This window comes from Pseudomonas sp. IPO3778 (genome assembly GCF_013386825.1).
Taxonomy (GTDB): domain Bacteria; phylum Pseudomonadota; class Gammaproteobacteria; order Pseudomonadales; family Pseudomonadaceae; genus Aquipseudomonas.
On record NZ_JACARC010000010.1, the window covers coordinates 44,580 to 71,140 of the forward strand.

The 26,561-nt window shown below is 60.6% G+C and carries 27 protein-coding genes and 1 tRNA gene; 13 read left to right on the top strand and 15 right to left on the bottom strand.

Going from position 1 to position 26,561, the window contains the following annotated elements; all coding sequences use genetic code 11:
* From HX855_RS02710 to bcsQ, 5 genes are all read left to right on the top strand, one after another.
* Entirely contained in the window at positions 1-672 is a 672-nt protein-coding gene (locus HX855_RS02710; protein WP_177088757.1) for an SGNH/GDSL hydrolase family protein, read from the top strand.
* The gene (locus HX855_RS02715; protein WP_177088756.1) at positions 672-1,337 is read left to right on the top strand and encodes an alginate O-acetyltransferase AlgF; all 666 of its coding nucleotides are present in this window, start codon (positions 672-674) and stop codon (positions 1,335-1,337) included. The genes HX855_RS02710 and HX855_RS02715 overlap by 1 nt, the downstream gene beginning before the upstream one ends.
* A gap of 17 nt (positions 1,338-1,354) precedes the next feature.
* Positions 1,355-2,770 carry an MBOAT family protein gene (locus tag HX855_RS02720; protein WP_177088755.1) on the top strand — a complete coding sequence of 472 codons (1,416 nt, stop codon included), beginning with the start codon at positions 1,355-1,357 and terminating at the stop codon, positions 2,768-2,770.
* A 12-nt stretch (positions 2,771-2,782) separates the two neighbouring features.
* Positions 2,783-3,910 (top strand): cell division protein FtsQ, encoded by a 1,128-nt coding sequence (locus HX855_RS02725; protein WP_177088754.1) that lies wholly within the window; start codon positions 2,783-2,785, stop codon positions 3,908-3,910.
* Positions 3,911-4,083: 173 nt separating this feature from the next.
* On the top strand, positions 4,084-5,025 hold the full coding sequence (bcsQ, locus tag HX855_RS02730) for a cellulose biosynthesis protein BcsQ (RefSeq protein WP_177088753.1): 942 nt from the start codon (positions 4,084-4,086) through the stop codon (positions 5,023-5,025).
* A 241-nt stretch (positions 5,026-5,266) separates the two neighbouring features.
* On the opposite strand, the gene HX855_RS02735 is transcribed toward bcsQ, so the two are convergent.
* From HX855_RS02735 to HX855_RS02755, 5 genes are all read right to left on the bottom strand, one after another.
* Positions 5,267-6,481, bottom strand: a complete 1,215-nt coding sequence (locus HX855_RS02735; protein WP_177088752.1) for a methyltransferase — start codon at positions 6,479-6,481, stop codon at positions 5,267-5,269.
* Positions 6,462-7,151, bottom strand: coding sequence for an ABC transporter permease (locus tag HX855_RS02740; protein ID WP_026078053.1), 690 nt, complete (start codon positions 7,149-7,151; stop codon positions 6,462-6,464). Before HX855_RS02740 ends, HX855_RS02735 begins: the two co-directional genes overlap by 20 nt.
* A 38-nt stretch (positions 7,152-7,189) precedes the next feature.
* Entirely contained in the window at positions 7,190-7,885 is a 696-nt protein-coding gene (locus HX855_RS02745) for an ABC transporter permease (RefSeq protein WP_177088751.1), read from the bottom strand.
* A gap of 73 nt (positions 7,886-7,958) precedes the next feature.
* The gene (locus HX855_RS02750) at positions 7,959-8,720 is read right to left on the bottom strand and encodes an ABC transporter substrate-binding protein (RefSeq protein ID WP_088424316.1); all 762 of its coding nucleotides are present in this window, start codon (positions 8,718-8,720) and stop codon (positions 7,959-7,961) included.
* 13 nt (positions 8,721-8,733) lie between these two features.
* Entirely contained in the window at positions 8,734-9,507 is a 774-nt protein-coding gene (locus HX855_RS02755) for an ABC transporter ATP-binding protein (protein ID WP_177088750.1), read from the bottom strand.
* A 553-nt stretch (positions 9,508-10,060) separates the two neighbouring features.
* Between HX855_RS02755 and gabP the strand changes: the two genes are divergently transcribed.
* Positions 10,061-11,452, top strand: coding sequence for a GABA permease (gene gabP, locus HX855_RS02760; protein ID WP_177088749.1), 1,392 nt, complete (start codon positions 10,061-10,063; stop codon positions 11,450-11,452).
* Between the two features lie 166 nt (positions 11,453-11,618).
* On the opposite strand, the gene HX855_RS02765 is transcribed toward gabP, so the two are convergent.
* The 3 genes from HX855_RS02765 to HX855_RS02775 form a co-directional block, all read right to left on the bottom strand.
* Positions 11,619-12,032 carry a hypothetical protein gene (locus HX855_RS02765; RefSeq protein ID WP_177088748.1) on the bottom strand — a complete coding sequence of 138 codons (414 nt, stop codon included), beginning with the start codon at positions 12,030-12,032 and terminating at the stop codon, positions 11,619-11,621.
* Between the two features lie 76 nt (positions 12,033-12,108).
* Positions 12,109-13,152 carry a YhcG family protein gene (locus tag HX855_RS02770; RefSeq protein ID WP_177088747.1) on the bottom strand — a complete coding sequence of 348 codons (1,044 nt, stop codon included), beginning with the start codon at positions 13,150-13,152 and terminating at the stop codon, positions 12,109-12,111.
* A 120-nt stretch (positions 13,153-13,272) separates the two neighbouring features.
* Positions 13,273-14,217 (bottom strand): alpha/beta fold hydrolase, encoded by a 945-nt coding sequence (locus HX855_RS02775; protein ID WP_177088793.1) that lies wholly within the window; start codon positions 14,215-14,217, stop codon positions 13,273-13,275.
* Positions 14,218-14,432: 215 nt separating this feature from the next.
* Between HX855_RS02775 and HX855_RS02780 the strand changes: the two genes are divergently transcribed.
* From HX855_RS02780 to HX855_RS02790, 3 genes are all read left to right on the top strand, one after another.
* Positions 14,433-15,398 carry an arsenic resistance protein gene (locus HX855_RS02780; RefSeq protein WP_177088746.1) on the top strand — a complete coding sequence of 322 codons (966 nt, stop codon included), beginning with the start codon at positions 14,433-14,435 and terminating at the stop codon, positions 15,396-15,398.
* An 87-nt stretch (positions 15,399-15,485) separates the two neighbouring features.
* Positions 15,486-17,126: a glycosyltransferase family 39 protein gene (locus HX855_RS02785; protein ID WP_177088745.1), complete on the top strand. Its 1,641-nt coding sequence runs from the start codon at positions 15,486-15,488 to the stop codon at positions 17,124-17,126.
* Between the two features lie 111 nt (positions 17,127-17,237).
* Positions 17,238-17,501, top strand: coding sequence for a hypothetical protein (locus tag HX855_RS02790; RefSeq protein WP_177088744.1), 264 nt, complete (start codon positions 17,238-17,240; stop codon positions 17,499-17,501).
* 86 nt (positions 17,502-17,587) lie between these two features.
* Here HX855_RS02790 and HX855_RS02795 read toward each other — a convergent pair whose 3' ends face one another.
* From HX855_RS02795 to HX855_RS02825, 7 genes are all read right to left on the bottom strand, one after another.
* The gene (locus HX855_RS02795) at positions 17,588-17,908 is read right to left on the bottom strand and encodes a hypothetical protein (protein WP_177088743.1); all 321 of its coding nucleotides are present in this window, start codon (positions 17,906-17,908) and stop codon (positions 17,588-17,590) included.
* Between the two features lie 85 nt (positions 17,909-17,993).
* Positions 17,994-18,290 carry a hypothetical protein gene (locus tag HX855_RS02800; protein WP_177088742.1) on the bottom strand — a complete coding sequence of 99 codons (297 nt, stop codon included), beginning with the start codon at positions 18,288-18,290 and terminating at the stop codon, positions 17,994-17,996.
* Between the two features lie 51 nt (positions 18,291-18,341).
* The gene (locus HX855_RS02805; RefSeq protein ID WP_177088741.1) at positions 18,342-18,800 is read right to left on the bottom strand and encodes a hypothetical protein; all 459 of its coding nucleotides are present in this window, start codon (positions 18,798-18,800) and stop codon (positions 18,342-18,344) included.
* Positions 18,801-19,081: 281 nt separating this feature from the next.
* Positions 19,082-19,157 (bottom strand) — tRNA-Phe (locus HX855_RS02810).
* 103 nt (positions 19,158-19,260) lie between these two features.
* Positions 19,261-19,533, bottom strand: coding sequence for an oxidative damage protection protein (locus HX855_RS02815; RefSeq protein ID WP_010169058.1), 273 nt, complete (start codon positions 19,531-19,533; stop codon positions 19,261-19,263).
* A complete protein-coding gene (mutY, locus tag HX855_RS02820; protein ID WP_177088740.1) occupies positions 19,530-20,597 on the bottom strand; it encodes an A/G-specific adenine glycosylase in 1,068 nt (355 codons plus the stop codon). The genes HX855_RS02815 and mutY overlap by 4 nt, the downstream gene beginning before the upstream one ends.
* The gene (locus HX855_RS02825; RefSeq protein WP_177088739.1) at positions 20,594-22,810 is read right to left on the bottom strand and encodes an AsmA family protein; all 2,217 of its coding nucleotides are present in this window, start codon (positions 22,808-22,810) and stop codon (positions 20,594-20,596) included. The genes mutY and HX855_RS02825 overlap by 4 nt, the downstream gene beginning before the upstream one ends.
* 325 nt (positions 22,811-23,135) lie before the next feature.
* Here HX855_RS02825 and HX855_RS02830 point away from each other — a divergent pair, with 325 nt between their 5' ends.
* The 4 genes from HX855_RS02830 to HX855_RS02845 all read left to right on the top strand — a co-directional run bounded on the left by HX855_RS02830 (position 23,136) and on the right by HX855_RS02845 (position 26,543).
* The gene (locus tag HX855_RS02830) at positions 23,136-24,797 is read left to right on the top strand and encodes an OFA family MFS transporter (protein WP_177088738.1); all 1,662 of its coding nucleotides are present in this window, start codon (positions 23,136-23,138) and stop codon (positions 24,795-24,797) included.
* Positions 24,798-25,054: 257 nt separating this feature from the next.
* Entirely contained in the window at positions 25,055-25,648 is a 594-nt protein-coding gene (gene hisB, locus HX855_RS02835; protein WP_003218037.1) for an imidazoleglycerol-phosphate dehydratase HisB, read from the top strand.
* Positions 25,648-26,286 (top strand): imidazole glycerol phosphate synthase subunit HisH, encoded by a 639-nt coding sequence (hisH, locus tag HX855_RS02840; protein WP_017478168.1) that lies wholly within the window; start codon positions 25,648-25,650, stop codon positions 26,284-26,286. Before hisB ends, hisH begins: the two co-directional genes overlap by 1 nt.
* Positions 26,286-26,543 (top strand): DUF2164 domain-containing protein, encoded by a 258-nt coding sequence (locus HX855_RS02845; protein ID WP_003218033.1) that lies wholly within the window; start codon positions 26,286-26,288, stop codon positions 26,541-26,543. Before hisH ends, HX855_RS02845 begins: the two co-directional genes overlap by 1 nt.
* The last annotated feature ends 18 nt before the right edge of the window (positions 26,544-26,561 follow it).

The window sequence follows — 26,561 nt, forward strand, 5'->3', positions numbered from 1 at the left end:
ATGCCTGTTTCCGCTTCTGCTATTGCCGGCCTGACCCTGCTGGTATTGGGCGAAAGTCACATGAGCTTTCCTGATTCGCTGCTCAACCCGCTGCAGGACAACCTGACCGCCCAGGGCGCCAAGGTTCACTCCATCGGCGCATGCGGCGCTGGCGCGGCCGACTGGATCGTGCCGAAGAAAGTCGAGTGCGGCGCCGAGCGCCTGCCCGGCGGCAAGGCCGAGATTTTCGGCAAGAACGGTATGAGCACTACGCCGATCAAAGACCTGATTGCCAAGGACAAACCAGACCTGGTGGTGATCATCATCGCCGATACCATGGCCTCGTACCCGGAGCCGCAGTTTCCGAAAGTCTGGGCCTGGAAAAGCGTGACCTCCCTGACCAAAGCCATCACCGAAACCGGCACCAAGTGCGTGTGGGTCGGGCCGGCGTGGGGCAAGGTCGGTTCGCAGTACAAGAAGGATGACGCGCGCACCAAGGTGATGTCGCAGTTCCTCGCCACCAACGTGGCGCCGTGCACCTACGTCGACTCGCTGACCTTCTCCAAGCCTGGCCAGTGGATCACCACCGACGGCCAGCACTTCACCATCGACGGCTACCAGAAGTGGGCCAAGGCGATCGGCGAGTCCCTGGCGAAGTTGCCACCGGCCGCTGTGGCCAAGGGAGCGCAATAATGAAACGCATCACCCTGGGCCTGGCGACCTTGCTCGCCAGCATCAGCGCCTACAGCGCTGACATCCCGCTGTACCCCACCGGCCCGGAGAAGGATTCGGCGTTCCTGCGCCTGGCCAACGGCACCGACGGCGAGCTGAAATTGCTGCCTCAAGGCTCCAAGGCCAGCCTGGTATTGGGCGGTGACAAGCTGGTTTCCGACTACCTGCCGGTGTCGGGCGGCAAGACCCCGATCAAGGGCGTATTGAGCCAGGGCGGCAAGGATTCCGAGCTGGCCGTGACCGTCGCACCGGGCGAGTTTGCCACCGTGGTTGCCGTGCCGGATGCCAAGGGCGGTACGCGCCAGTTGGTGATCCACGAACAACCGGACGACTTCAACGCATTGAAGGCCTCACTGGCCTTTATCAACGCCGACGCCGCCTGCGCCGACGCCAGCCTGGAAGCCGTGACGCAAAAAGCCGAGCTGTTCAAGAAGGTCGCCGAAGGTTCGATTTCGCGCCGCATGATCAACCCGGTGGAACTGTCGGTGCAGCTCAAGTGCGCCAATGCGCCGGTGGGCCAACCGCTGACCTTTACCCTCAAGGCCGGCGAGCGCTACAGCGTGCTGGCCCTGCCATCGGCCGCCGGTTCGAGGTTGCTGTTTACCTCCGACACGCTCGCTAACTGATCGGGCCCCACACCACCATGGTCTTTGCCTCACTGGAATTCCTCACGCTGTTCCTGCCGGCCTTCCTGTTGATTTATGCGCTGGCCCGTCCGGGCTGGCGCAACGTCATCCTGTTGATCGGCAGCTGGCTGTTCTACGGCTGGTTGAGCCCGCTGTTCCTGTTCCTGCACATGGTGTTGACCGTAGTGGCGTGGGCCGGCGGCTTGCTGGTGGACCGTTCCCGTGAGGACGGCAAGGGCCGGGTGCGGTTGTTGATCGCGTTGATCGTGTTCAACACCGCCGTGCTGTGTTGGTACAAGTACGCCAACATCGTCGCGGGCACCGTGAGTGAGGTGATCACCTGGTACGGCGCCATGCCGTTGGACTGGCAGCGCGTGGCGTTGCCGGCGGGGTTGTCGTTTATCGTGTTGCAGGCGATCTCGTACCTGGTGGATGTGCATCGGCATACCGTGCCGGTGGAGCGCAGCTTCATCAATTACGCCACCTATATCTCGATGTTCGGCCACTCGATTGCCGGCCCGATCATTCGCTATGACTGGGTGCGGCGCGAGCTGAACCAGCGCTATTTCAACTGGCCGAATTTCGCCCTGGGCGCCCGACGCTTCATGATCGGCATGGGCATGAAAGTGCTGGTAGCCGACACCTTGTCGCCGCTGGTGGACATTGCCTTCCACCTGGAAAACCCGAGCCTGGTGGACGCCTGGATCGGTTGCCTGGCGTACTCGCTGCAACTGTTTTTCGACTTCGCCGGCTACAGCGCCATGGCCATCGGCCTGGGCTTGATGCTGGGCTTTCACTTCCCGGAAAACTTCAACCGGCCGTACCTGGCCAGCAGCATCCAGGACTTCTGGCGGCGTTGGCATTTGTCGTTGTCCAGCTGGCTGCGGGACTACCTGTACATCGCCCTCGGCGGTAATCGCGACGGCGTGTGGCGCACCTACCGCAACCTGTTCCTGACCATGGCGATTGCCGGGTTGTGGCACGGTGGTGACAGTTGGAACTACCTGTTGTGGGGATCGGCCCACGGTATCGCGTTGTGCATCGACCGGGCGTGGTCGCGTTCGAGCCTGCCGAGCATTCCACCGGTGCTGTCGCACATCTTGACGCTGCTGTTTGTGTGCCTGGCGTGGACACTGTTCCGCGCACCGGACTTCCATTCGGCACTGGCCATGTACGCCGGGCAATTCGGCATGCACGGCATTGCACTGGGTGATGCGTTGGCCGTGGCCATGCGCCCGGCCCATGGCATGGCCGCGTTGCTCGGTCTGGTGTGCATCATCGCGCCGATCTGGCAGACCCGCTGCGAGCAGCGTTTTGGTACGCAGCCCTGGTTTGTGGTGGCTGCGTCCCTGTGGCCGGTGGCCGGGTTTGTGTTGTCGTTCGCGCTGATTGCCAGTCGCGATGCCGTACCGTTTCTGTACTTTCAGTTCTAAGGAAGCCTGACGATGCCCGCCCCTACCGCGCCGACCCCACCGAGTGAATTGGCCATTCGCACCAGCCCACTGGCGGCCTGGGTGCTGGTGCCGTTCCTGGCGGCGGGGCTGTTGTCTTGCGCCTGGCTGATGGTCAAGGGGCCGGTGAGCTTCCTGCCGCCCAAGGTCGACAGCGACATGCTGTTGCATGGCGAGGTGACCCACCGGTTTGCCAAGGAACTGTCCAAGGCGCCGATGGCCATCGAAGCGGCAAACCTGGAGCGCGGCGCCAGTTGGCTGGTGTTCAGCGACACCGGGCCACGGGTACGCCAGGGCTGCCCGGGCTGGCTGTTTATCAGCGACGAGCTGAAGCTCAACCGACACGCCGAAGACAACGCGCGCACCAAGGCTGGCGCGGTGATCGACCTGCAAAAGCAGCTCGGCCAACGCGGTATTGACCTGCAAGTGGTGGTGGTGCCGGATAAAACCCGCATCGCCACCGCACAACGCTGTGGCTTGTATCGCCCGGCGGTGCTCGATGGCCGGGTCCAGCAATGGACCACGCTGTTGCAGGCGGCGGGCGTTGAAGTTCTGGATCTGACCGACACCCTCAAACCCCTGGGTCCGGATGCCTACTTGCGCACCGATACCCACTGGAGCGAAATCGGCTCGAACGCCGGTGCCCGTGCCGTGGCCCAGCGCATCCAGCAGCGCGGTATCAAGGCCACGCCGGAACAAGCCTTCGACATTACCCAGGCGCCGCTCGCCACCCGTCCGGGTGACCTGGTGCGTCTGGCGGGTCTCGACTGGTTGTCGCCGACGTTGCAGCCGGTGGGCGAGCAGGTCGCGGCCAGTACGGCCCATGAGAAGGGGCCTGCGGCGTCCAGCAACCCTGACGATTTGTTCGGCGATGCCGGGCTGCCGAACGTGGCGCTGATCGGCACCTCGTTCTCGCGCAACTCGAACTTTGTGGGTTTCCTGCAAAAGGCCTTGAATGCACCCGTAGGTAATTTCAGCAAGGACGGTGGCGAATTTTCAGGCGCCGCCAAGGCCTATTTCGACAGCCCGGCGTTCAAGCAGACGCCGCCCAAGTTGCTGATCTGGGAAATCCCGGAGCGTGATTTGCAGACGCCTTACGATCCGATCAAGATTAGTCAGTAAATTGACCATTTACCGCTCGTCTTAAAGATTTCTTCAGAAACACCAAAATAATGACACTTTCACTCCTTTGTCACAGAATGCGTACACAAAGGCGCCCACAAAAAGACCTGCGGTAAGCATCAGTACAGCTGACCTTTCACGTCTTTACGATGCGTCGTGACGGAGTGTTGGCGATGAGCCGAACCGATGATCTTTTTGAGTTGTTTGATAAGACAACTGCCAGTGATGTCCAAGGGATGGATTCGATGCTGCAATTCTTCGAAGACATCCCCGTCGACGACAGCGCTAGCCTCAACATGGGCAGCGGCGCGTCGTTCTCCCTGCATTCCCCCTGTGCCAACGAGCAGCCTCGCGAAGCCGCAGCCATCCGTGCACACGTGGTGGCGCTGGTGTCCGTCAATGGCGGCGTCGGCCGCAGTACCTTGGCCACCGCGCTCAGCAGCGGGTTGCAGCGCCTGGGGCGGCCGGTGGTGGCACTCGACCTGGACCCACAAAACGCTCTCTATCATCACTTCGGCCTGAGCCACACCTTGCCCGGCATCGGGCGCACCAGCCTGCATAACGAGCGCTGGAGCCAGATCCTTCATTCAGGCTTCGCCGGTTGCCAGGTGATCACCTTTGGCGAAACCGATATCCGCCAGCAGGAAGACCTGCAGCGCTGGCTCAAGCAGGAGCCCGATTGGCTGGCGCAGCATTTGTCGGCCCTGGGCTTGAGCGAGCAGGACACGGTGATCATCGACACCCCGGCGGGCAATAACGTCTACCTGCATCAGGCGTTGAACGTGGCGGATGTGGTGCTGGTCATCGCCCAGGCGGATGCCGCCTCTCTTGGCACCCTGGAGCAGATGGAACAGCTGTTGGCGCCACACCTTGCTCGCCAGCCGGCGCTGCGTTGTCACTTCGTGATCAACCAGCTCGACGAGACCTCCGGCTTCAGCCTGGACATGGTCGAGGTGTTCAGGAAGCGTCTCGGGGAGAACCTGCTGGAGGTGGTGCACCGGGATCCGGCAATCAGCGAGGCCCTGGCGTTTGGCAGCGACCCGCTGGATCACGAGGCCGCAAGCCTGGCCTGCGACGATATCAACGAGCTTTGCCGCCTGTTGATTGCCCGCTGAAAAGCCCGGGTTATGCCCCTAACGCCAAATGCTTATGCACAATCGGTTGGTTCTACCTGTCATGAAACCGCAATTTTGTGGAGCGGTTCTCATCACGCTGCAACTGCCTGTTTTGCGTGCGTTTTATTTTGTGAACAAAAAATGACCAGCTGGCATTTTGACCTGTAGCGCTTGCCGCTACGGCCTGCGCCACGATTCCATCAACAGACTTATCCACAGGGCACGCTGCAAAAAATGCCCTTTAATTGCGCTCGGCGAGCAGCATCAGGTTGCGCGGGGTCAGTGAGGCTTCGCAGAAGCTGCCTACCTGTACCGTGTAGCCGTTTTCTTCGAGAAACAATGCGCGGTCCAGTACCAGCCACATTTCCAGCGGGCGCCGAAACAGCCCGCGCAGCAATTCCAGGTTTCTTACCTCAGCCAAACGCCGCCAACCTTGGGCCTCCAGGGCCGGCCAATCTTGTTCACCTGTGGATAATTCCTTGAGCGCCGCCAGTTCGCGGCAGTAGTCGGCGAACGGCTTGGCCAGCCAGCTTGCAGGCAGGGACGGGGTGGGCAGGTACTCGTCGTGCCCACGCAGTTGCCGTTGCAGCCCATCAAAGCCCAGGCGCCTGGCCATCGACGTATCGCGTTGTTGGCGCACGCGCAGGCCGGCGGTGACGGTTTCGCTCAGCGGCAGGCCGAGGTCTTCCACCGATAAGCGCAGTGAAGAAGCCTGTGCGGCCATCGACAGTGGCTGATACTGCTCGGCGCGGATGCGGTTGTAGCAGCAGGGCGCAACAGCCAGTTGCTGGCAGCCCGCCGCGCTGGCCAGTTGGAGCAGGCGCACATGCAGGTCACCGCAGGCGTGCAGGGCGACCGGGGTTTGTTCGGCGCTGATCTGTACGTCCGCCATCACGTCTTGCAGGCGATGGGTGGCAGGCAGTTGATGGTGTTCGCTAAGCGCTCGCCCTGAGGCGATCAGGGCGGGGTCGTATTCCAGGCACGTCAGTTGCTGCCCGGGTTGCAGCAGGCGACGGCCGAGGTGGCCCTTGCCGGCGCACCAGTCGAGCCAGTGCCGGGGTGTTTTAGAGAATGGCAGCGCCGCGCCGAAGGCTTCGATCTGCTGCCATTTGCGGCCAGGTACGTCGACGTTCAGGCGGTGATGGGCGGCCGCCAGCGCGCTGGACGGTAAGTTATCCACAGCGCTGAGATTCAGCGACTGCATGGCCAGCTCGGGAAAGGGCGCGGGTGCCGGCAGGGTGTGAGGTTGGTTATGGCTGCTTTCCGCGTCTGCCAGCGAGCGCTGTCGCAGCCAGTGGGCCAGCTCGGGATGCCGGGTTTCCCACGGCAATTGCCGATGAGTGAAGGGCCGTGGTCGCCACAGCCCTTGATGCTCGGTGAGAAACGCGTCCAGCGCCTGGAAGCGGGCGAGCAAACGCTCACCCGTCAACAAGGCGTCAGCGCCCTTGGCAGGCATCGACCCGCAACCAGCGTTCCAGCAGCTTGAAGAAGCGCACCAGCACGTAGGACATCAGCAGGTAGAACAGCCCGGCAGCGAAGAAAATCTCCACCGGCAGGTAGGTGCGGGCAATGATCGTGCGGGCCATGCCGGTCAGTTCCAGCAAGGTCACGGTACTGGCCAGGGCACTGGCCTTGAGCATCAGGATCACTTCGTTGCTGTAGGCCGGCAGGCCGATACGCGCCGCACGCGGCAGGATGATGTAGAAGAGCGCCTTGGGCTTGGACATGCCCAGCGCCCGCGCCGCTTCGATTTCACCCGGCGGGATGGCCTGGATGGCGCCCCGCAGGATCTCGGCGATATACGCGGCAGTGTGCAGGGTCATGGTGGCGGTGGCGCACCAGAACGGGTCCCGCAGGTATGGCCACATGAAGCTTTCACGCACGGCGTCGAACTGCGCCAGCCCGTAATACACCAGGAACAACTGCACCAGCAGTGGCGTGCCCCGGAAGAAGAAAATGTAGCAGTAGGGCAGGGTGCGCACGTACCACAGGCGCGAAGAGCGGGCGATGCCCAGCGGGATCGCCAGCAGCAGACCGGCGATCACGGCGATGGCCACCAGTTCCAGGGTCAGGGTTGCGCCCTGGGCCAACCGGGGCAACCATTTGATGATCACGGCCCAGTTCAGGCCCAGGTCGAAATGCGCCAGCCAGCTGTAGTCGCCACTCATTGCGTGCTCCTCGCAAAGCCGCGCGCGGCACGTTTTTCCAGGAAGTGCATGCCGGTCATCGCCAGGACGGTGAGGCCCAGGTACATGAAGGCCGCGACCATAAAGAAGGTGAAGGGCTGCTTGGTGACCGTCACGCCAATTTGCGCATGGCGCATGATTTCTTCCAGGCCGATCACCGAGACCAGCGCGGTGTCCTTCATCAAAATCATGAACAGGTTGCCCAGGCCCGGCAGGGCGATGCGCCACATCTGCGGCATGATCAACCGGGTGAAGATCCGAAACTTCGACAGGCCCAGTGCGACACCGGCTTCACGGTGACCCTTGGGAATGGCCAGGATCGCCCCGCGGAACACTTCCGTGGCGTAGGCGCCAAAGCACAGGCCCAGGGCGATTACGCCGGCGGCGAAGGCGCTGAGGGACAGGTCGGGGTTACCGAAAAACTCCCCGAGGGAACGCATCAGGTTGACCGTGCCGAAGTAAATCAGCAGGACCCACAGCAGTTCCGGAATGCCGCGAACCAGCGTGGAGTAACTGCCGCCAAGCCATTGCAGGGGCTTGTACGGGGAAGTCTTGGCCAGGGCGCCGGCCAGGCCGAGCACCAGCCCCAGGCACAGGGCGGTGAGCGCCAGCTTGACGGTCATCAGCGCACCAGCGGCGAGCGCCGGGCCGAATCCGTAGAGGTCGAAATTCATGGTTTAGTCGTTTCGCAAGGCATTGCTAAGGACCGGCGCACTCCGGGGAGCGCGCCGGGCAGGCAATTCAGGATCACTCGATACTGAAAGGGAAGTACTTGTCGTTGATCTTCTTGTAGGTGCCGTCGGCTTTGATTGCTTTCAGGGCCACGTTGAGCTTGTCGAGCAGCTCTTTGTTGTCCTTGCGCACGGCGATACCGATCTTGTCGCTCTCGACCACAGGCTCGCCCTTGAATTCGTAGGCCTTGCCCGCGTCAGTCTTGAGCCAGTCGTACTGCACGTATTTGTCAGCGAGAATCGCGTCCACACGGCCGGAAGTCAGGTCGAGGTAGGCGTTTTCCTGGGTGTCATACAGCTTGGGCGTGACGCCGTAGTCATCTTCCATGTTGCGATCTTCCAGCCAGGTACCGGCCAGGGTCGAACGTTGTGCGCCGATGGTCTTGCCTTTGAGGTAGGCCTTGTCGGTTTTGAAGTCGACATTTTTGGGTGCGATGAACTGCAGCTTGTTGGAGTAGTACGGGTCGGTGAAGTCGACGGCTTGCTTGCGCTCATCGGTGATGGACATCGAGGAGACGATGAAGTCGAACTTCCTGGCATTCAGGGCCGGGATAATGCCGTCCCAGTCGGAGTTCACCACTTCGCACTCGGCTTTCATTTTGGCGCACAGGGCGTCGCCGATGTCTTTGTCGAAGCCTACGGTCTGGCCGCTGGCGTCTTTATTGTTGAACGGCGGGTAAGCCGCTTCGATCCCCATTTTCAAGGTCTCGGCCATCGCCGTGGCGCTGAACGCCATCGAAACGGCGGCAGCCAGGAGGAATTTTTTATAGTTCTGCATGCATGTTGCTCCGTTAGCGGTTGCTGGACATGAATTGTTTGCAGCGCGCCGAAAGCGGGTTTTCAAATACCTGCTGTGGCGATCCTTGCTCTTCGACCAGGCCCTGGTGCAGGAACACCACTTCACTGGACACCTGACGGGCGAAACCCATTTCATGGGTGACCAGCAGCATGGTGCGGCCTTCTTCGGCCAGTGCGCGGATCACATTAAGTACTTCTTGAACCATTTCCGGGTCAAGGGCCGATGTCGGCTCGTCGAACAGGATGACTTTGGGCTGCATGGCCAGGGTGCGGGCGATCGCGGCGCGTTGCTGCTGGCCGCCGGACAATTGCGCCGGGTAGGCGTGGCGCTTGTCACTGATGCCGACCTTGGCCAGCAAGGCTTCGGCGACTTCGATGGCTTCGGCTTTGCTCTGGCCGAGCACGCGGCGCGGGGCCTCGATGATGTTGTCGAGGACGCTCATGTGCGGCCACAGGTTAAAGTTTTGAAACACAAAACCGATCTCGCTGCGCAGGCGATTGATCTGTTTGCCGTCGGCGGCCACCAGTTCGCCGTTTTTCGCCGCCTTGAGTTTGAGTTCTTCACCGGCCACCAGGATTTGCCCCTGGTGCGGGTTTTCCAGCAGGTTGATGCAGCGCAGGAACGTGGACTTGCCGGAACCGGAGGAACCCAGGATCGAGATCACATCGCCGTCGCGGGCGGTCAGCGAGATGCCTTTAAGCACCTCCAGCTCACCATAGCGTTTATGCAAGTTGCGGATTTCAAGCGCGGGCGTGGCCTCAGCCATGTGCGGTCCTCATTGTGTTCATTGCGCTCCTGCTGTTGGCCCGCCTTCCTGGCGAGGCGCCAACCTAGCATAGGGTCTGGAGACAGCCAACAGCCCTGCGCCGGGTTAACAGACGGTGTGCGGCAGGGTGTCGCATCGGCACAGCAGTGTGTCGCGCCATCAACAACCGAACAGCCGTTTGAACCCGGAATCCCGCAGGCTTCGCGTAAAAAAGGGCGCGATGGTGCCAGCTTTGGCCGGGTGTTGGAAGGGTTAAACCGGCGAACGGTCCTTATCAGCCCTTTAATGGGGCGTCACGCACAATTTGTGTGTGTTTTTGGTGCGCTTATTCGTCCTTCAAGTGAGTCGCACGGTAACGCTATAGCGGAATGCCATTAATCTCAATGACTTGCGATTGCTTTCCGGCAGCGCCACAGCCCGCGTCAACTGTGGCTCTGTAACATTTTGGCGCAAATCTTGCGTAAAAAATAAAGAACGCCCCGTTGGTTTCTTTTCACGAGAAGGACGTCAGGCCGGGTGGACCGTATTCGCAATTCCTCGCAAAGGTGTGTCAATGAGTAGTACGCAAAGCTCCAATGACCTCGAACAGGGGCTCAAACCGCGCCACGTCACCATGCTGTCGATTGCCGGCGTTATCGGCGCCGGCTTGTTTGTCGGCTCCGGCCATGCGATTGCTGCGGCCGGGCCTGCGGTACTGCTGGCCTATGCCGCCGCCGGTACGCTGGTGGTGTTGGTGATGCGCATGCTGGCCGAGATGGCCGTGGCCTCGCCGGACACCGGTTCGTTCTCTACTTACGCCGACCGCGCGATTGGTCACTGGGCCGGTTTCACCATCGGCTGGTTGTACTGGTGGTTCTGGGTGTTGGTGATTCCGCTGGAAGCCAATGCCGCCGCAACCATCCTCCACGCCTGGTTCCCCGGCGTGGCGATCTGGGCCTTTACCCTGATCATCACCTTGTTGCTGACCGCGACCAACCTGTTCAGCGTGAAGAACTACGGCGAGTTCGAGTTCTGGTTTGCGCTGATCAAAGTGGTGGCGATCATCGGCTTTGTGATCCTCGGCCTCCTGGCGATTTTCGGCTTCTTGCCGGGCAGCCAGGTCAGTGGCGTTTCGCACCTGTTCGACACCCAAGGCTTCCTGCCCAACGGCATGGGCGCGGTGTTGGCGGCGATCCTGACCACCATGTTCTCGTTCATGGGCACTGAGATCGTGACCATCGCGGCTGCTGAATCGAAGAACCCGGGCCAGCAAATTTCCAAGGCCACCAACTCGGTGATCTGGCGGATTGGCTTGTTCTACCTGGTGTCGATCTTCATCGTGGTGGCCCTGGTGCCGTGGAATGATCCTGCACTGGCGGCGGTCGGTTCTTACCAGACCGTGCTGGAACGCATGGGCATCCCGAATGCCAAGCTGATCGTCGACCTGGTGGTGTTGGTGGCCGTGACCAGTTGCCTGAACTCGGCGCTGTACACCGCGTCACGCATGATGTTCTCCCTGGGCCGTCGCGGTGATGCGCCGGCGGTGTCCAAGATCACCAACAAGAGCGGCACGCCTTACTGGGCGGTGTTGCTGTCTACCGGCGCGGCGTTCCTGGCGGTGTTTGCCAACTACGTGGCACCGTCGGCGGTGTTTGAATTCCTGCTGGCCAGTTCCGGCGCCATCGCATTGCTGGTGTACCTGGTGATCGCCGTGTCGCAACTGCGCATGCGCCAGAAGCGCACGGAAGCGGGCGAGAAGATTGCCTTCAAAATGTGGCTGTTCCCGGGCCTGACGTATGCGGTGATCGTGTTTATCGTGGGCGTGCTGACGATCATGCTGTTCCAGGACGCGCACCAGGTGGAGATCATTGCCACCGGGATCCTGAGTTTGCTGGTGATTGCGGCGGGGCTGATTGTGTCGCGCCGGCGCAAGGGCCGGAAGGTCGGGGCTGCGGTGCTGAATTGATGGATTGATGGATTGATGGATTGATGGATTGAAATACGATTCATCAAACACTGCAAAAAAACTGTGGGAGCCGGGCTTGCCCGCGATGGCGGTGTGTCAGTCAATACATGTATCGACTGACACACCGCCATCGCGGGCAAGCCCGGCTCTCACTTTTTATTTTGTGTCAGTCTTGGGCTGCGGTCAGCGCCTGTGACGCCGCGACGTAATCAGCCTGGAACTCTGGCGATTCAATCCACGCCAGGGCCGCGGCTTCATCCTCGGTATCCGTGGCCCACTGGCGATACTCGATCAGCGCTGCAAGGATAAAGTCAGTCGCTTCCTCTTCGCCTTCCTGCTCCAGCACTACCGCCAGCAGCGGGTGCGCGAGGAACACCGCACACAGCGCCTGTTGGCTGGTTTCGCCAGCAGTGCGCATCTCCAGGAACAGCTCGGTCAAATCCACCGACTCAAGGTCAATGCGGCTGTCATCGCCGGCAAAGGCATCGGGTTTGGCGGCGACGGCGCGTTGGGTGCGGTTCTGCTTGGCCTTGGCTTTTGCCCGGTGGGCGCGTTTTTGCTGCTTGTTCGGCGAGGCCATGGGCTCACGTCCTTGGTGTCAGGATCTGGGGGTGGGGTATTGAAGCGCAGGTCTGGGGAAATCCCAAGGGTTTCTGTTAAAGGTCTCCTTGCATCGTACGTTCCGCCAATAGGTCCAGTTCGCAGCGGAGCTCCTCCTCTGTAGGGAGGACCAGTTTGTATTTGCTGGCAAATAGCTGTTCGTTACCCTCAAGCACTGAGTAACGCACCACCGAGGCATCCTTTTGTGAACATAGAATGATGCCTACTGTAGGGCCGTCGTCCGGGCCGCACCTGAGGTCATCGTACATCCGTACATACATGTCCATTTGGCCGATGTCTTGGTGGGTCAGTTCTCCGCGCTTGATATCGAAGATTACAAAGCACTTGAGCAAGTAGTTGTAGAAGACCAGATCAAGGTAATAGTCCTTGCTCTCTGTACTGATACGTTGCTGGCGGGCGACGAATGCAAAGCCCTTACCGAGTTCAAGTAGAAAACCTTGCAGTTCTTTAATCAGTGCCCGTTCGATGTCACTTTCCAGGAGTAGGCCCGCATTGGGTAAACCGAGGAACTCCAGTAGCACCGGGTCGCGAACGAACTCTCGCGGGCTTGTCGTCAGATGGGCAAGGTTGGCGGCAGCCTCCCCTTTGACGGCACTTCGATCTTGGCTGGCGAGTAAGCGCTCGTAATAGAGTGTGCCAATTTGACGCTCCAGAGCGCGTGTCGTCCAGTTTTGAATGGCGCACTCATTCATATACCACTCGCGAGAGTTAGTCTTTTCCACGCGTAGTAGGATGCGGTAGTGGGTCCAACTCAATTCGGAACGCACTGCGTTCCAAATTGGAAACGCCTCAAAAAAGCCACGCATGTAACGCAAGTTGCGTTCGTCGAAGCCTTTGCCGTACTGCCTTGTCAGGACGTTGGCGAGGTTGGGTATCAGCTTTTTCCCGTAGGTTGCTCTCACGGTTCCTTGTTGTTCAAATTCGACAATGTGTTGGCCAATATGCCAGCAGGTCTGTACTTGAAGCGTGTCTACTGTGCGCAGTGCCGTTTGGCGAGCCCTGCGGATGAGCTCGCCAAGTCGGCCAAGCAGGTGAACGAGTTGAGGGTCATTTCCGGAGGGAGTCGTCGGTTTGCTCATAGTGTCTCTGTGCATGTCAGGTGACGAAGCGGGCACATGAGCGTGTCAGTAAATACGGTAGTCAGCACCTTGCCCTGTAAGGGCTGAGAGTCAGAAAAATAGAACGTTCGCCTCAGCTTTTTAGCTCACTATTTGTCGACCTGGTGTACTGGGGTGAAGTACGCCGTTTTGAAGCCATGTGAGGGCAATCGGCCACAACCGATCCTGATACTGGCTGCGAAAGAACGCGAAATGTCCGACCTCCTTTTCGCCGATATCTTCAGGTGCGATTCGCAGATGGGTGCGTTCGCTGTTTTCGAAATAACCCAGCAGGCGCTCGATCGCCGCCACGGTGCCAAACGGATCATCGGTGATGCTGATCGCCAGGACCTGCGCCTTGACCCGCGCAAACGGCAGCTCGGCCAAGGCCCGTCCGCTCGGTCGTTTTTCATAGCGTGGCGTCGGCGTACTCCAATCGCGCACCACGCCTGCCGGCGTGTCCTCCAGCCAGCCCATGCGCTTGCCCGGGAAGTAACCAAAAACTGCCGTGACCAATGGCATCACCACATGCCATTTGCCAAACATCCGCCAGCGCCCGCCCGCCTCGTAGTCGCGCCAGTAGGCAAACTGCGCGCCCACGGTGACCAGCCGCCGGATCGCCGCCCCGGACGCGCCAAGCCCCGCCGCACAGCCACCAAAGCTGTGTGCGACCACATCAATCGGCTGCCCCGCAAACTCCCGCTGCGCCCGCTGCAGGATCGCTTCGAAGTCCAGCACGCCCCAATCCGACCACGAGGCCTTGAACCCTTTCAGCGAGCCGCTGCGGGATTCGCCGATGCCACGGTAGTCGTAGGTGATGACATCGAAGCCATTGGCAAACAGGTAGTCGGCAAAGCGTGAATAGTGACGGCAGCGCACAGAGGTGGCGGCGTTGATGATGACTACCGGGCGCTCAACGTCGGTTCTGATGTGGCGCCAGGTGAAGCCGCCAATGAGATGGCCGTCGGCGGCGGGCTCGTGGAAGGGCTCGCTCTGACCAGGCTTAGGCGTTACGGGGATTAGCGAAGAGGCATCATTCAAGTTCATTGTGGTCGAGCCTGTGTCGAATTCTTGTTTTTGGTAACAGTTAGCCAGATTGCTGGCACGTGTACTCACTTCGGCAGGCTCATTAACCTCCGGCTCTCACTAAAAAATCAACTGCCGGGCCAAGAGTCAGATTGGGGCGTGTGTCGGGCACTTCGCTCGACCTTGCTCCTGTAGACGCATAGGCTTACGTCTTTGTGATCCACTAGAGCGTCTTCATGACCCGCGACACCCTCGAACAAAACCAGATCCCGATTTACTTCGCCGCCGTGTTGCTGGCGGCGGTTGTCGGGCTGCTGGCGCCGTCGATGGCCCATGGCCTGGCCGCCCTGGTCACGCCCGCCATCGCTGTGTTGATGTACGCGATGTTCCTGCAAATCCCCTTTCTGGACCTGCGCCAGGGCTTGGGCAACAAGCGTTTCATGGCGGCGTTGCTGCTGGCCAACTTCATCCTGATCCCGTTGCTGGTGTGGTCGCTGACCCGCGGCCTGGTGGCCCACCCGGCGATCCTGGTGGGGGCGTTACTGGTGCTGTTGACGCCGTGCATCGACTACGTGGTGGTGTTCACCCACATCGGCAAGGGTGATTCACGGTTGATGCTGGCAGCCACCCCGATCCTGTTGCTGCTGCAACTGCTGTTGTTGCCGGTGTACCTGGGGTTGATGTTGGGGGCGCAGTCGCAGGTGGTGGTGTCGGTAGGGCCGTTTGTCGAGGCCTTCCTGCTGCTGATCGTGGCACCCATGATTCTGGCGGTGCTGACGACGTCACTGTCCCGGCGATCAAGCGCCGTCAGTGCCTGGAACGACGCCTGGGCCTGGCTGCCCGTGCCGGCCATGGCGCTGGTGCTGATGGTGGTGATCGGTTCGCAGATCACCACGGTGGTCCGCGATATCGGCCTGCTGGCGCCGGTGATCCCGGTGTACATCGGCTTCCTTTTGCTGGCCCCATTGATGGGGGCGCTGGCGTCGCGGCTGTTCAAGCTGCCGCCGAGTACGGCACGGGCGGTCACCTTCAGTGCCTCCACGCGCAATTCCCTGGTGGTGTTGCCGCTGGCACTGGCGCTGCCCGAAGACATCCGAGGGCTTGCGGCCGCAGCGGTGATCACACAAACCCTGGTGGAATTGGTGGGGGAGCTACTCTACATCCGGCTGATTCCGCTGCTGATAGGGCCCGCTCGTCGTTAGGGTGATGAATGTTTGATTCCGTTCAGGGGTTATTCAGGGGGGCGTTCGGCAACATGGACCGGTTTACCCCACCTCAAAGGCTGAATAATGGATCGACACAACCGCTTTCGAATGGAATCGCTGGGTATCTTCTTCATCGCCTTGCTGCTGTTTACCCTCGGGATATGGGACCAGCAGCCGCAAGGCTTCGACGGTCGCTGGGCGGTGTTCATGCAAGAGATGTTTCGCCACGGCGCGAGCCTCTTTCCTACCACCTATGGCGAGCCTTACCCGGACTACCCGGGTACCGCGACCTACCTCAGTTACCTCTTTGCCCGCTTGTTCGGCGCGCCCAATGATCTGGCTAACGTGATGCCCACCGCCCTGGCTTCGGCCGGGGTGATGGCGCTGGTCTATCGCTTGCTGGTGCCCTCTGGCCGGGCGTGGGCACTGCTGACGGTGCTGCTCACCGCGTTGACCGCCCAGCTGCTGGAGAAGTCGCGCTCGGTGTGCCTGGACCAGATGATCTCGTTGTTGTGCCTGGGGTGTTTCTACCTGCTGCACACCGGCGAGCGCCTGGGCTCGCGGCTGCGGCAATACGCGATCTTTCCGTTGTTCGTGGTGGCGTTTGCCATTCGCGGGCCGCTGGGGCTGATCGAGGTGTGCGGGGTGGCCTGTGTCTACTGGGCGCTGGGCACGGCGCGTACGCGGGATGAGCGGATTGCACTGCTGAAAAAGGTGATTGCCCACGGCGTGGTGGGTTTGATCCTGCTGGCCGGCTGTTGGTGGTTGCTGTTGAAGCTGGCGCGGATCAGCGGCGGGGATGCCTTCGTCGATGATGTACTGCGGATGCAGTTTGCCGGGCGCCTCGACGAAACCGGCGAGCCGTTTTACTTCTACTTCAAGTTGAGCCTGTACCGTTATTTCCCGGTGGTGCCGCTGGCGCTGGCGACCCTGATCGCTCTGCGCCACAGCTGGTCGGTGCGTGACCGGGACGCCGATGTGCAACTGATGCTGCGCCTGGCCGCCTGTGGTCTGATGATATTGCTTGGCTTGTCGATACCGCACTTCAAGCGGGCCTATTACATCGTGCCGATGGTGCCCATGTTTGCCGCTGTGGCCGCCTACGGTCTGCTCAAGGCTCAAGGGTGGCTGCTTGGCGTGCGCCGTGGCTATGAGTGGTTGGTGGCCGTCCTGCCGGTGCTGGGCATCGTCGTGGTATTCGTGTGTCGGCACCTGTGGCACAAACACGGTTACTGGCCGGACGTTTCGGTGCCGGGTTTGGTGGGTGTGCTGATTGTGCTGCAACTGGCGGCGTTGATTGCCTGGCGGCGTCTGCAGGGCAATCTCGGGCAGCGCCTGGTGGTGCTCAGCCTGATTGCGCTGGCCACCCAATGGCTGGTGCTGGTGAAAGTGGTGGAGCCGGCGAAGGACCTGCAATTCGACACCAAAAACTTCGTGGGCGCGGTGGAGAAACTGCGTGCCGATGATCCCGGGACCCTGGTGTTTGTCGATCTGGCCAAGGACACCTGGGCGATTCGTTACATCATGAACCTGGATCACGACGAGCAGCCGCTGTTCATCGGGCGCAACGAGCCCCTGCTGCTGGACACGCTGCCGCGTCCGGCCTGGGTGATCGTGGCGCGCAAGCAAACCGAATTGCTGAAGGGCACGCCGCTGGAGCATATGGCGCCGGTGTTCAACGGGCGGTTGAATGACAACCCGCTACTGGTGTTCCGGGTGAAGTAAGTCAGTCGCGATATTCAGGTGGGCCGTGTGTGGCCTGTCGCAACGCAGGCTTCTGCTAAGCTTCGGTACTTTCGTAGTGATGATGTTGGGTGTGGCATGGAAGCAGTAAAAATGGAGTTTGAGTGTTCGGGCACAAGCGGCCACGTGATCAGCCGTTCCTGGTTTGGAGGCCTCAGGATTTGTTTTGACGGCGGCTGCAGTTACCCGTCGATGATCGGGGTGTTGGAGGCGGTGTTTAAGCGCTACGGGCGCCTGGTGCGTTTTGGCGAGTCGCTCTCGGCCCAGGATTGGATGGCGCGGGTGGAGGAGAGTGGTTTTGACATTTCCGATCAACAGCGGACTGCGGTGTTGACGTTGATGCGGGGCGATTCATAGACATGTCTTTCGCCCAACAAAAAACCTGCACGGAGCAGGTTTTTTTGTAGGCGAACTCTTTGACTGCTGTGGCAGGAAGCAATCGATTACGCCGCTTCCAGCACCGGGATTTGCATGCCGATTTTTGCCGACGCAAAATTCATGTCGCCGCTGGCAATCGATTGGGCTTTGTAGCCTTGGCCGATCAGGTCCTTGATGTAGAGCTTGTTGTAGATGAACGCAAACACAATGTTGCTGAAGCCCATGGTGATTATCGCGATCACGAATTGAATCAGGCCGTATTTCAGGTCGCCGCGAAACAGTGCCGGGAAGCAGCCGAAAAAGAACGTTGTCCACGAAAACCCGACAGGTGCTTCCTTCATCGCGCCTGTGTTCGGGTTTTTGAAAATGATCGATGTGTATGCCATTTACTTCTCCATGTGCCCAAGGGGTCAGCAGTGCGTCGGGCCGGCGCACTACCGGGTGGTGCAATCGGGTGTGTGTTTATCGGTGTCAGTCGACGACTTCCCAAATGATGTTGTCGTCATCGACCATCACTTTGACGATCAAGCTCTCTTCGCCATCGGGGCCGTCGACTTCAAGAAGCCCGCGGTATTTGTTTTCTCCGCGTTTAATCAGCGTCAGTTCCTTGATCTTGTTCTCTCCCGGCGACGTTTTATCCCACTCCTCCTGAATGCTCTCCCTGACCTCTTGGGCCAGTTCTTCATTGGCGGCGTGAGTGGTGCCAACGCAAAGCAGGGACACAGAGAGTGCCAATGCGGCGTTGAGACTTCCTGGTGTGCGGATCATCCGGGTGTCCTTAATGGGTGTGCCGGGCGCTGTCCGGCGCCCGTTCAGGTATCAAGCCTGTTGGGTGTGGCCGCGCAGAATGTTTTGCTTTCTTTGCTCTTCAGGCAGGTCGTTGATGCAGTAGTTGATGTAGTACACGTTCAGGAAGAAGGTGTAGAAACCGTTCATTCGCAGATCAATCTTGAATTCGCTCAGGGCGTATTCCGACAGTGCCTGCTTGGCCTTGAATGCCCAGACGATGTACAGCGCGGAGGCTGCCAGGGCAAGAATGAGGCCCACCAGGTCGAGGGACGAGCCGGTCCCGGAGAAGGCACCGCTCAAGCCAAGGCACACCGCCAGCCAGATGATGTAGGTGTTGTCGGCAAGGCGAACTTTTGTGGTTTCGCTGATGATCAGGTTGCTTCTGTACACCCACAGCAGCAGGTATAGCCCGGCCGTTGCGATGGTGAGCAACACCATGTTTACGGTTTTAGTGTCGATTTTGTCTTTTAGATCGTTGATGGTGGACATAACTCTTCCGTGTCGATTGACGTCGAGGGCTTTGGGAGCTGGCAGGGGAGGCGCAAACTGGTTTGCAAATACCGGAGGTCGGCGGGGCGTACGGGAGGGGTGCATCCTTTGGGTGTCGCTCGCCTGCCATGGCATTCGTTTGGATCATATCATAGTGCCATTGTTTTGCAGCACTGGAGGTCGGCTTGATCTGGTGTGTGCGGGGTGCACGGGGAAGCACTAAATCGCAGGCAATAAAAAACCCCAAGGAATCATCTTCGCTTGGGGTTTTTCGGTATTAGTGGTGCCCAGAGACGGAATCGAACCGCCGACACGGGGATTTTCAATCCCCTGCTCTACCGACTGAGCTATCTGGGCAACGGGGCGCATTAAACGGGTTTTTCAGGGGGTCGTCAAGCAAGTTTTCAAAAAATATTTAATTATTACCGTCGCTTACGGGCCAATCCCCAGATTTGATCAATTATTCAGCAGGTGGCACGTAGCCGTCGGCCTTGGCGTAATCCTCGCCGGAAAAGAACTTGTCCATCTCGCCTTGAAGGTATTTGCGGTCTTCGGCGTTCATCATGTTCAGGCGTTTTTCGTTGATCAGCAGGGTCTGGTGCTTTTGCCAGTCGGCCCAGGCCTTGGCGGAGACGTTATCGAAGATGTCCTGGCCCTTGGCGCCGGGGAACGGGGCGCGTTCCAGGGCGGGCAATTCTTCGTGGTACTTGCGGCAGATGATGGTGCGGGTCATGAGGGAACTCCTGCGTTCAATACTTCAGCCGCGCGCTTCAGCAGTTTCTTTACCGGGGCGGCAAGGCCCAGGCGCGGCGGGGTGGCGAGGTTATACCAGAGCCAGTCAGCCTCGGCCACGTGGTGGGCAGACTCCTGGACCTGGACCAGCCAGGGTTCGATAGCCAGTTGGAAGTGGCTGAAGGTGTGGATCAGGCTCGGCAGTTCCTGGTGTTTGCCCAGCGCCAGCGAGTGCTGGTTGGCCAGGTGTTCCAGGTCGCTCAGGTCATCCAGCTCCGGCAAGCTCCACAAGCCGCCCCACAGGCCCGTGGACGGGCGACGGTAAAGCAGGATCGCGCCTTCGCCATTGGCCAGCAGCGGCATCAGCGTGCGCTTCTGGGGCACGGTCTTGCGCGGCTTGGGGATCGGGTAGCGGGTTTCCAGGCCGAGCATGTGGGCTTCGCAGCCCTTTTCCAGGGGGCACAGCAGGCAACTGGGTTTGCTGCGGGTGCAGAGGGTGGCGCCCATGTCCATCATCGCCTGGGTGTAGGCGTTGACGCGGTCGTGGGGCGTAAAGCGCTCTGCGGTGGCCCACAGCTGCTTGGCGACCTTCGGCTCGCCCGGGTAGCCCTCTTGGGCGGTAAAGCGCGCCAGCACGCGTTTGACGTTGCCATCGAGGATCGGCGCCCGCAGGCCCATGCTCAGGCTGGCAATCGCGCCGGCGGTGGACAGGCCGATGCCCGGCAATTCGGTGAGCTTTTCGACGTCACGGGGAAACTCGCCGCCGTATTTGGCCACTACGATCTTCGCGGTCTTCTGCAGGTTGCGCGCCCGGGTGTAGTAACCCAGGCCGGTCCACAGGTGCAGCACTTCGTCTTCCGGTGCGGCCGCCAGGGCTTCGACCGTTGGCAGGGAGGCCATGAAACGGTCGAAGTAGTTCAGCACGGTGCTGACCTGGGTCTGCTGCAGCATGATCTCCGAAACCCACACCCGGTAAGGCGTGATGCCCTGTTGCCAGGGCAGGTCATGGCGACCGTGGCGGTCGTACCAGTCGAGCACCGCCGTTGAAAATTGCTCGTTTCTCATCGTTTGAACAGGCCTTTCAGCGCATCTTTCAACTGTGGATTGACCTTGTCGAGCTTCTGTTCAAGCTTCTCGCTGAGCTTGTTCCCGGCGGCCTTGATCGCGACCTGGCTCAAGCCGTCCTTGTCCAGGCGGCATGCCTTGGCGCCCAGTTCCAGCGGGCCGCGGCAGCGCAACGGGACTTCGATGTTCTGGAGGTTGGAGCCCACTTCGCAAGCCGGGTCCGGCACGTCGCGCTGGTCGCCTTCGACGATGATGCCGACGCGGTAGTCCATGCCCAGCACGCGCAGGTCGATGTCTCCGTTGCCGTTGACGGTCAAGCCGGGGATGCGCACTTTCAGGTCCGGGTTACTGGCCACGCCGTTGCGGAAGGTCAGGTTGCCCTTGAGTTCCTGGAATGGCGTGTCCTTGCCGCGCTGGTCGCCGCTGAGGGTCTTGCGGTTGAGCAGGGCAATGCCGGTGCACAACTGTTGCTCGAGGTTGGCGTTGAGCAGCACGCCATTGTTGATCGCAAAGCTGGCCGTGCCGTTGAGGCTGTCGATCAGGGCCTTCTGGCTGTTGCCGCGGCCATTAAGGTTGCTGTCGAGGGTGAGTTGGCCCTTCACTGGCGGGTTCTGCCCCTGGGCTTGCAGGATGCGCTCTACCGGTACTTGTTTGATGTGGGTTTGCAGCGCCAGCAGCGGAATGTCCTGGCGCACGTCAAGGTTGCCGTTGGCCTGGAAGGTGCCGTTGTAGAGGCCGCCGCTCAAGGTGTCGAGCTTGAGCTGACCATCGAGGCCAGAGGCTTTCAGGGCGGCATTCTGGATCGGCAGCTTGCTCAGGGTCAGTTGGCCGAAGGACAGGTCGGCGTTCACGTCGAGGGTACGCAGGCGGGTCAATGGCAGCAGCTTGTCGGTGCTCCACGCGCCCTTGGTCGGTGCGTCCGGCAGCGGCGTGGTACCACCGGCTGCCATGGCGCCGGCTTCGCTGTTCTGCACTTCAGCCTGGCGTGCAGCGGTGGCACCTTTGGCGGACTCGGACTTGGCCGGCAGGTAGTTGTCGGCATTGAACGTGTCGGCCTTGAGCTGCACCCGCAGGGACTGCTTGGCGAAATCATCCACGGCCACGCGACCGGTAAAGGTGCTGTCGTCGAGTTTCAGGTTGAGGTCTTCAAGCGCCAGGCTGGTGGGCGTGCCCTTGAGGCGGCTGACCAGTTCGACCTTGCTCAGGCTGCCCGCGGCCATCGGTGGCAGTGGGTTGCCCACGCTGTCGAGGAACTTGGCCAGGTCGAACTGGGCAATCGACAGGGCGCCGCTGAGTTGCGGGGTCTTGTCCAGGTCGTTGACCTTCAGCTCGCCCAGGGCGCGCAGCTGGTTCAGCGACAGCTTCATGCTGGTCCATTCGGCAATGTTGGCCGACTGGTCCACCAGCAATTGGCCTTGGGTCGAGAAGGTCACGGTCTTGCCTTGCAGCGGCTCGCCCGTGGCTTCGCCGGTGACTTTCATGTCTTCGAACTGGTAGCGCTTGAGGGCGCGCTGGATACGCAGGTTGCCGTTGACCTCGGTCTTGACGCGCATCAGCGGCTGGTTGGCGCTGAAGAACGCGGTGAGTTTCACCGGGATGCTTGCACCTTCGTGCACGGCACCGGCGCTCAACTGGATGCTTTCGGCGCTGAACTGCTTGCCGGTCTGCTCGTCGTTGTATTCGACGCGGGCGTTGTTGATGGTCAGGCTGTCGATGTCCAGGCGGATTGGCTGGGGCGGTTTTTCGGCCTTGGGCGGCGTGGCCGCTTCCGTCGCGGCAGGCGCGGCGGCGACGGTGCCGGCGTCGGGCACATTCTTGCCGATGTCTTCCCAGTTGCCGTGGCCATGTACGTCTTTGTTCAGGCGCAGGTTCAGGCCTTCGACACGCACATCGCTCATCTGCACTTCACGGCGCAGCAGCGGCAGCACGCGCACCGACAGGCCGAGCATCTGCAGATCGGCAAACGGTTGGGTCGGATTGGTCAGGGTCGCGACGCTGGCTTCGTGCAATTCAAGACCGAGCCAGGGGAACAGGCTCCACCCGATGTCGCCATTGAGCGTCAGCTCGATGTGGGCCTTGTCGCGGGCAATCTGGCGAATCTCGTCTTTGTAGTCGTTGGGATCGAAGAGATGGGTCAGGGCAAAGCCTAGAGCCACAATGATCAGCAACAGCCCGAGAAGTACCAGACCCAGGATTTTGCCGAACGCTTTCATGGGCGAGTCCTTGTATGTCGATTTCAAAATTTAGCCGCAGAGTATAACGCCCGAAGGCTTACGTCAGTTCGCGGATAGTTACATTGTATCTAGAGGCCGGAAAACGGATTTCTGGCGTCAGATAAATCAGTTATCGCGAAAAAGGTGATATCAGTTTGGTTTTTCTGTCATCCGCAGATGCTAATCTTCCCCTGTTCGTCCGCCTTCTGCGGCTAAACGTCGCGCTAAAAAGGAGCTTTACTCAACAAATATGGCCACGCCTTGCGTGTAAGGCCAAAGGAGAGAGCGCCCGACGGACACATACTAATAACTGGGGGAAACACCAATGAGCACTAGCACTGCGGCCGGGCATACCGCCGCACAGCCTGCGTTCCTGTCCAAGGAACGCATTATCGCCAAGCCCGGGTTCAACCGTTGGCTGGTACCACCGGCCGCCCTGGCCATCCACCTGTGCATCGGCATGGCTTATGGCTTCTCGGTGTTCTGGCTGCCGTTGTCCAAGGCGCTGGGTATCACCGCACCGGTCGCCTGCGCGCCGGACATGAGCTTTATCAGCCAGGTCTTCTCGTCTCAATGCGACTGGCCCATCTCCATGCTGGGCTGGATCTACACCCTGTTCTTCATCTTCCTGGGCTGCTCGGCAGCGATCTGGGGTGGCTGGCTGGAACATGCCGGGCCACGTAAAGCGGGCGTTGTGTCGGCGTTGTGCTGGTGTGGCGGTCTGCTGATCTCGGCGCTGGGGATCTATACCCACCAGATCTGGCTGATGTGGATCGGCTCCGGGGTCATTGGCGGTATCGGCCTGGGCCTGGGCTACATCTCGCCGGTGTCGACCCTGATCAAGTGGTTCCCGGACAAGCGTGGCATGGCCACCGGTATGGCGATCATGGGCTTCGGCGGCGGCGCGATGGTTGGCGCCCCGTTGGCAGCGGCGCTGATGGGCCACTTTGCTTCGCCGACCAGCGTGGGTGTGTGGCAGAGCTTTGCGGTGATGGCGGTTATCTACTTCGTGTTCATGATCGGCGGTGCCTTGTCCTACCGCGTTCCGCCGACCGGCTGGAAGCCTGAGGGCTGGACCGCCCCGGCGAAGAAAGCCAGCAACGCCATGATCACCCACCGTCACGTGCACGTGAACGTGGCCTGGAAAACCCCGCAATTCCGCCTGGTGTGGCTGGTGCTGTGCCTGAACGTATCCGCCGGTATCGGCATCCTGGGCATGGCTTCGCCGCTGCTGCAGGAAGTGTTCGGCGGCAAATTGCTGGGTAACGGCCTGACGTTTGGCCAACTGGATGCCGGCCAACTGGCTTCCATCGCGGCCATTGCAGCCGGCTTTACCGGTCTGTTGAGCCTGTTCAACATCGGTGGCCGCTTCTTCTGGGCGTCGTTCTCCGACTACCTGGGCCGTAAAAACACCTACTTCGTGTTCTTCGCCCTGGGCTTTGCCCTGTACGCGCTGATCCCGAACCTGGGTCACCTGGGCAACGTGGCGCTGTTTGTTGCAGCCTTCTGCATCATCCTGTCGATGTACGGCGGTGGTTTTGCGACGGTTCCGGCTTACCTGGCGGACCTGTTCGGTACGCAAATGGTGGGTGCGATCCACGGTCGTCTGCTGACGGCGTGGGCAGCGGCGGGCGTATTGGGCCCGGTGCTGGTGAACTACCTGCGTGAGTATCAGCTGAGCATCGGTGTTGAACGCGCCGCCGCTTACGACATCACCTTGTACATCCTCGCCGGCCTGCTGGTGCTGGGCTTTATCTGCAACCTGCTGGTACGGCCGGTGGCAGACAAGTACTTCATGACCGACGCCGAACTGGCTGCCGAACAGGCACTGGGTCACGACAAGGGCGCCGATTCCAGCACCGTGCTGGAATGGAAGGCCTCCTCCGGCAGCGTGCCGCTGGCGGTAGCCGCCTGGCTGGTGGTGGGTATTCCGCTGGCGTGGGGCGTGTGGGTCACCCTGCAGAAAACTGCGGTACTGTTCCACTAACACCGCGTAACCCTTGTGGGGGCGGGCTTGTGTAGGAGCGGGCTTGCTCGCGAATGCGGTGGATCAGTCAGCCCATGTATTGGCTGACACACCGCCTTCGCGAGCAAGCCCCCTCCCACATAAAGCTGGCCCTGCGCTTGTACTGACATGTCTATCCTCGACACTCCATCAGTCTTATCCCCTCCGATGTTTCTGTTTAGCGCCCGCGCCCCTATAATGGCTGCCTTTTTCGCCCAATGATTTTTGCGGAGCTGGTGATGGCCGAACGTAAGGCGTCCGTCGAGCGCGACACTCTGGAAACCCAGATCAAAGCCTCGATTAACCTGGATGGCACCGGAAAGGCCCGATTTGATATCGGTGTACCTTTTCTTGAGCACATGCTGGACCAGATCGCCCGTCACGGGCTGATCGACCTGGATATCGTCAGCAAGGGCGACCTGCATATCGACGACCACCACACGGTGGAAGACGTCGGTATCACGTTGGGCCAGGCTTTCGCCAAAGCCATCGGCGACAAGAAAGGCATCCGTCGCTACGGCCACGCCTATGTCCCGCTGGATGAAGCGCTGTCGCGTGTGGTCATCGACTTCTCGGGCCGCCCAGGCCTGCAGATGCACGTGCCCTATACCCGCGCCACCGTAGGCGGCTTCGATGTCGACCTGTTCCAGGAATTCTTCCAGGGCTTCGTCAACCACGCCCTGGTCAGCCTGCATATCGACAACCTGCGTGGCACCAACACCCACCACCAGATCGAGACCGTGTTCAAGGCCTTCGGTCGCGCCCTGCGCATGGCCGTGGAGCTGGATGACCGCATGGCCGGGCAAATGCCGTCGACCAAGGGCGTCCTGTAATGCAGACGGTCGCGGTTATCGATTACGGCATGGGTAACCTGCACTCGGTGGCCAAGGCCCTCGAACACGTAGGTGCCGGCAAGGTGCTGATCACCAGCGATGCCGACGTGATTCGCGAAGCCGACCGAGTGGTTTTCCCGGGTGTTGGCGCGATTCGCGACTGCATGGCCGAGATTCGCCGCCTGGGCTTTGACAGCCTGGTGCGTGAAGTCAGCCAGGACCGGCCGTTCCTCGGCATCTGCGTGGGCATGCAAGCCTTGCTCGACAGCAGTGAAGAGAACGCCGGCGTCGACTGCATCGGCCTGTTCCCGGGCCAGGTAAAGTTTTTCGGCAAGGACCTGCACGAAGACGGCGAACACCTGAAGGTGCCGCACATGGGCTGGAACGAAGTGCGCCAGACCGTGGATCACCCGCTGTGGCACAACGTGCCGGACCTGGCGCGTTTCTACTTCGTGCACAGCTATTACATCGCCGCCGGTAACCCGCGCCAGGTGGTGGGTGGCGGGCACTATGGCGTCGACTTCGCCGCGGCCCTGGCCGACGGTTCGCGCTTTGCCGTGCAGTTCCACCCGGAGAAGAGCCATACCCATGGCCTGCAGTTGCTGCAGAACTTCGCCGCGTGGGACGGTCGCTGGTAATGGCCAAGAAGGTCAAGCCGCCGATCCTGAACCTCACTCCCCAGCAGGAGAGTGAGGCCACCGACAAGATCAAGCGTTTCATGGAAGACCGCTTCGAGCTCAAGCTCGGCTCGTTCGAGGTCGCAGAGATCCTCGAACTGTTCACCACTGAAATTGCTCCGCACTATTACAACAGGGCGATTTTCGATGTGCAGACGCACCTTAAAGAAAGGTTCGAAAGCATCGAAAGCGACTTGTGGGCGCTCGAGAAACCCTGATTTCCCGAGCAACGCTGA

Bases quoted from the DNA above. Each gene is read 5' to 3' on its own strand.
- hisH (WP_017478168.1), top strand. From the start codon at position 25,648: ATGCAGACGGTCGCGGTTATCGATTACGGCATGGGTAACCTGCACTCG.
- HX855_RS02825 (WP_177088739.1), bottom strand. From the start codon at position 22,810: ATGAAAGCGTTCGGCAAAATCCTGGGTCTGGTACTTCTCGGGCTGTTG.
- HX855_RS02725 (WP_177088754.1), top strand. From the start codon at position 2,783: ATGCCCGCCCCTACCGCGCCGACCCCACCGAGTGAATTGGCCATTCGC.
- HX855_RS02775 (WP_177088793.1), bottom strand. From the start codon at position 14,217: ATGAACTTGAATGATGCCTCTTCGCTAATCCCCGTAACGCCTAAGCCT.
- hisB (WP_003218037.1), top strand. From the start codon at position 25,055: ATGGCCGAACGTAAGGCGTCCGTCGAGCGCGACACTCTGGAAACCCAG.
- HX855_RS02765 (WP_177088748.1), bottom strand. From the start codon at position 12,032: ATGGCCTCGCCGAACAAGCAGCAAAAACGCGCCCACCGGGCAAAAGCC.
- HX855_RS02735 (WP_177088752.1), bottom strand. From the start codon at position 6,481: ATGCCTGCCAAGGGCGCTGACGCCTTGTTGACGGGTGAGCGTTTGCTC.
- HX855_RS02805 (WP_177088741.1), bottom strand. From the start codon at position 18,800: ATGTCCACCATCAACGATCTAAAAGACAAAATCGACACTAAAACCGTA.
- HX855_RS02815 (WP_010169058.1), bottom strand. From the start codon at position 19,533: ATGACCCGCACCATCATCTGCCGCAAGTACCACGAAGAATTGCCCGCC.
- bcsQ (WP_177088753.1), top strand. From the start codon at position 4,084: ATGAGCCGAACCGATGATCTTTTTGAGTTGTTTGATAAGACAACTGCC.
- HX855_RS02770 (WP_177088747.1), bottom strand. From the start codon at position 13,152: ATGAGCAAACCGACGACTCCCTCCGGAAATGACCCTCAACTCGTTCAC.
- HX855_RS02795 (WP_177088743.1), bottom strand. From the start codon at position 17,908: ATGGCATACACATCGATCATTTTCAAAAACCCGAACACAGGCGCGATG.
- HX855_RS02780 (WP_177088746.1), top strand. From the start codon at position 14,433: ATGACCCGCGACACCCTCGAACAAAACCAGATCCCGATTTACTTCGCC.
- HX855_RS02755 (WP_177088750.1), bottom strand. From the start codon at position 9,507: ATGGCTGAGGCCACGCCCGCGCTTGAAATCCGCAACTTGCATAAACGC.
- HX855_RS02790 (WP_177088744.1), top strand. From the start codon at position 17,238: ATGGAGTTTGAGTGTTCGGGCACAAGCGGCCACGTGATCAGCCGTTCC.
- HX855_RS02715 (WP_177088756.1), top strand. From the start codon at position 672: ATGAAACGCATCACCCTGGGCCTGGCGACCTTGCTCGCCAGCATCAGC.
- HX855_RS02785 (WP_177088745.1), top strand. From the start codon at position 15,486: ATGGATCGACACAACCGCTTTCGAATGGAATCGCTGGGTATCTTCTTC.
- HX855_RS02710 (WP_177088757.1), top strand. From the start codon at position 1: ATGCCTGTTTCCGCTTCTGCTATTGCCGGCCTGACCCTGCTGGTATTG.
- HX855_RS02800 (WP_177088742.1), bottom strand. From the start codon at position 18,290: ATGATCCGCACACCAGGAAGTCTCAACGCCGCATTGGCACTCTCTGTG.
- gabP (WP_177088749.1), top strand. From the start codon at position 10,061: ATGAGTAGTACGCAAAGCTCCAATGACCTCGAACAGGGGCTCAAACCG.
- HX855_RS02720 (WP_177088755.1), top strand. From the start codon at position 1,355: ATGGTCTTTGCCTCACTGGAATTCCTCACGCTGTTCCTGCCGGCCTTC.
- HX855_RS02845 (WP_003218033.1), top strand. From the start codon at position 26,286: ATGGCCAAGAAGGTCAAGCCGCCGATCCTGAACCTCACTCCCCAGCAG.
- HX855_RS02830 (WP_177088738.1), top strand. From the start codon at position 23,136: ATGAGCACTAGCACTGCGGCCGGGCATACCGCCGCACAGCCTGCGTTC.
- mutY (WP_177088740.1), bottom strand. From the start codon at position 20,597: ATGAGAAACGAGCAATTTTCAACGGCGGTGCTCGACTGGTACGACCGC.
- HX855_RS02745 (WP_177088751.1), bottom strand. From the start codon at position 7,885: ATGAATTTCGACCTCTACGGATTCGGCCCGGCGCTCGCCGCTGGTGCG.
- HX855_RS02750 (WP_088424316.1), bottom strand. From the start codon at position 8,720: ATGCAGAACTATAAAAAATTCCTCCTGGCTGCCGCCGTTTCGATGGCG.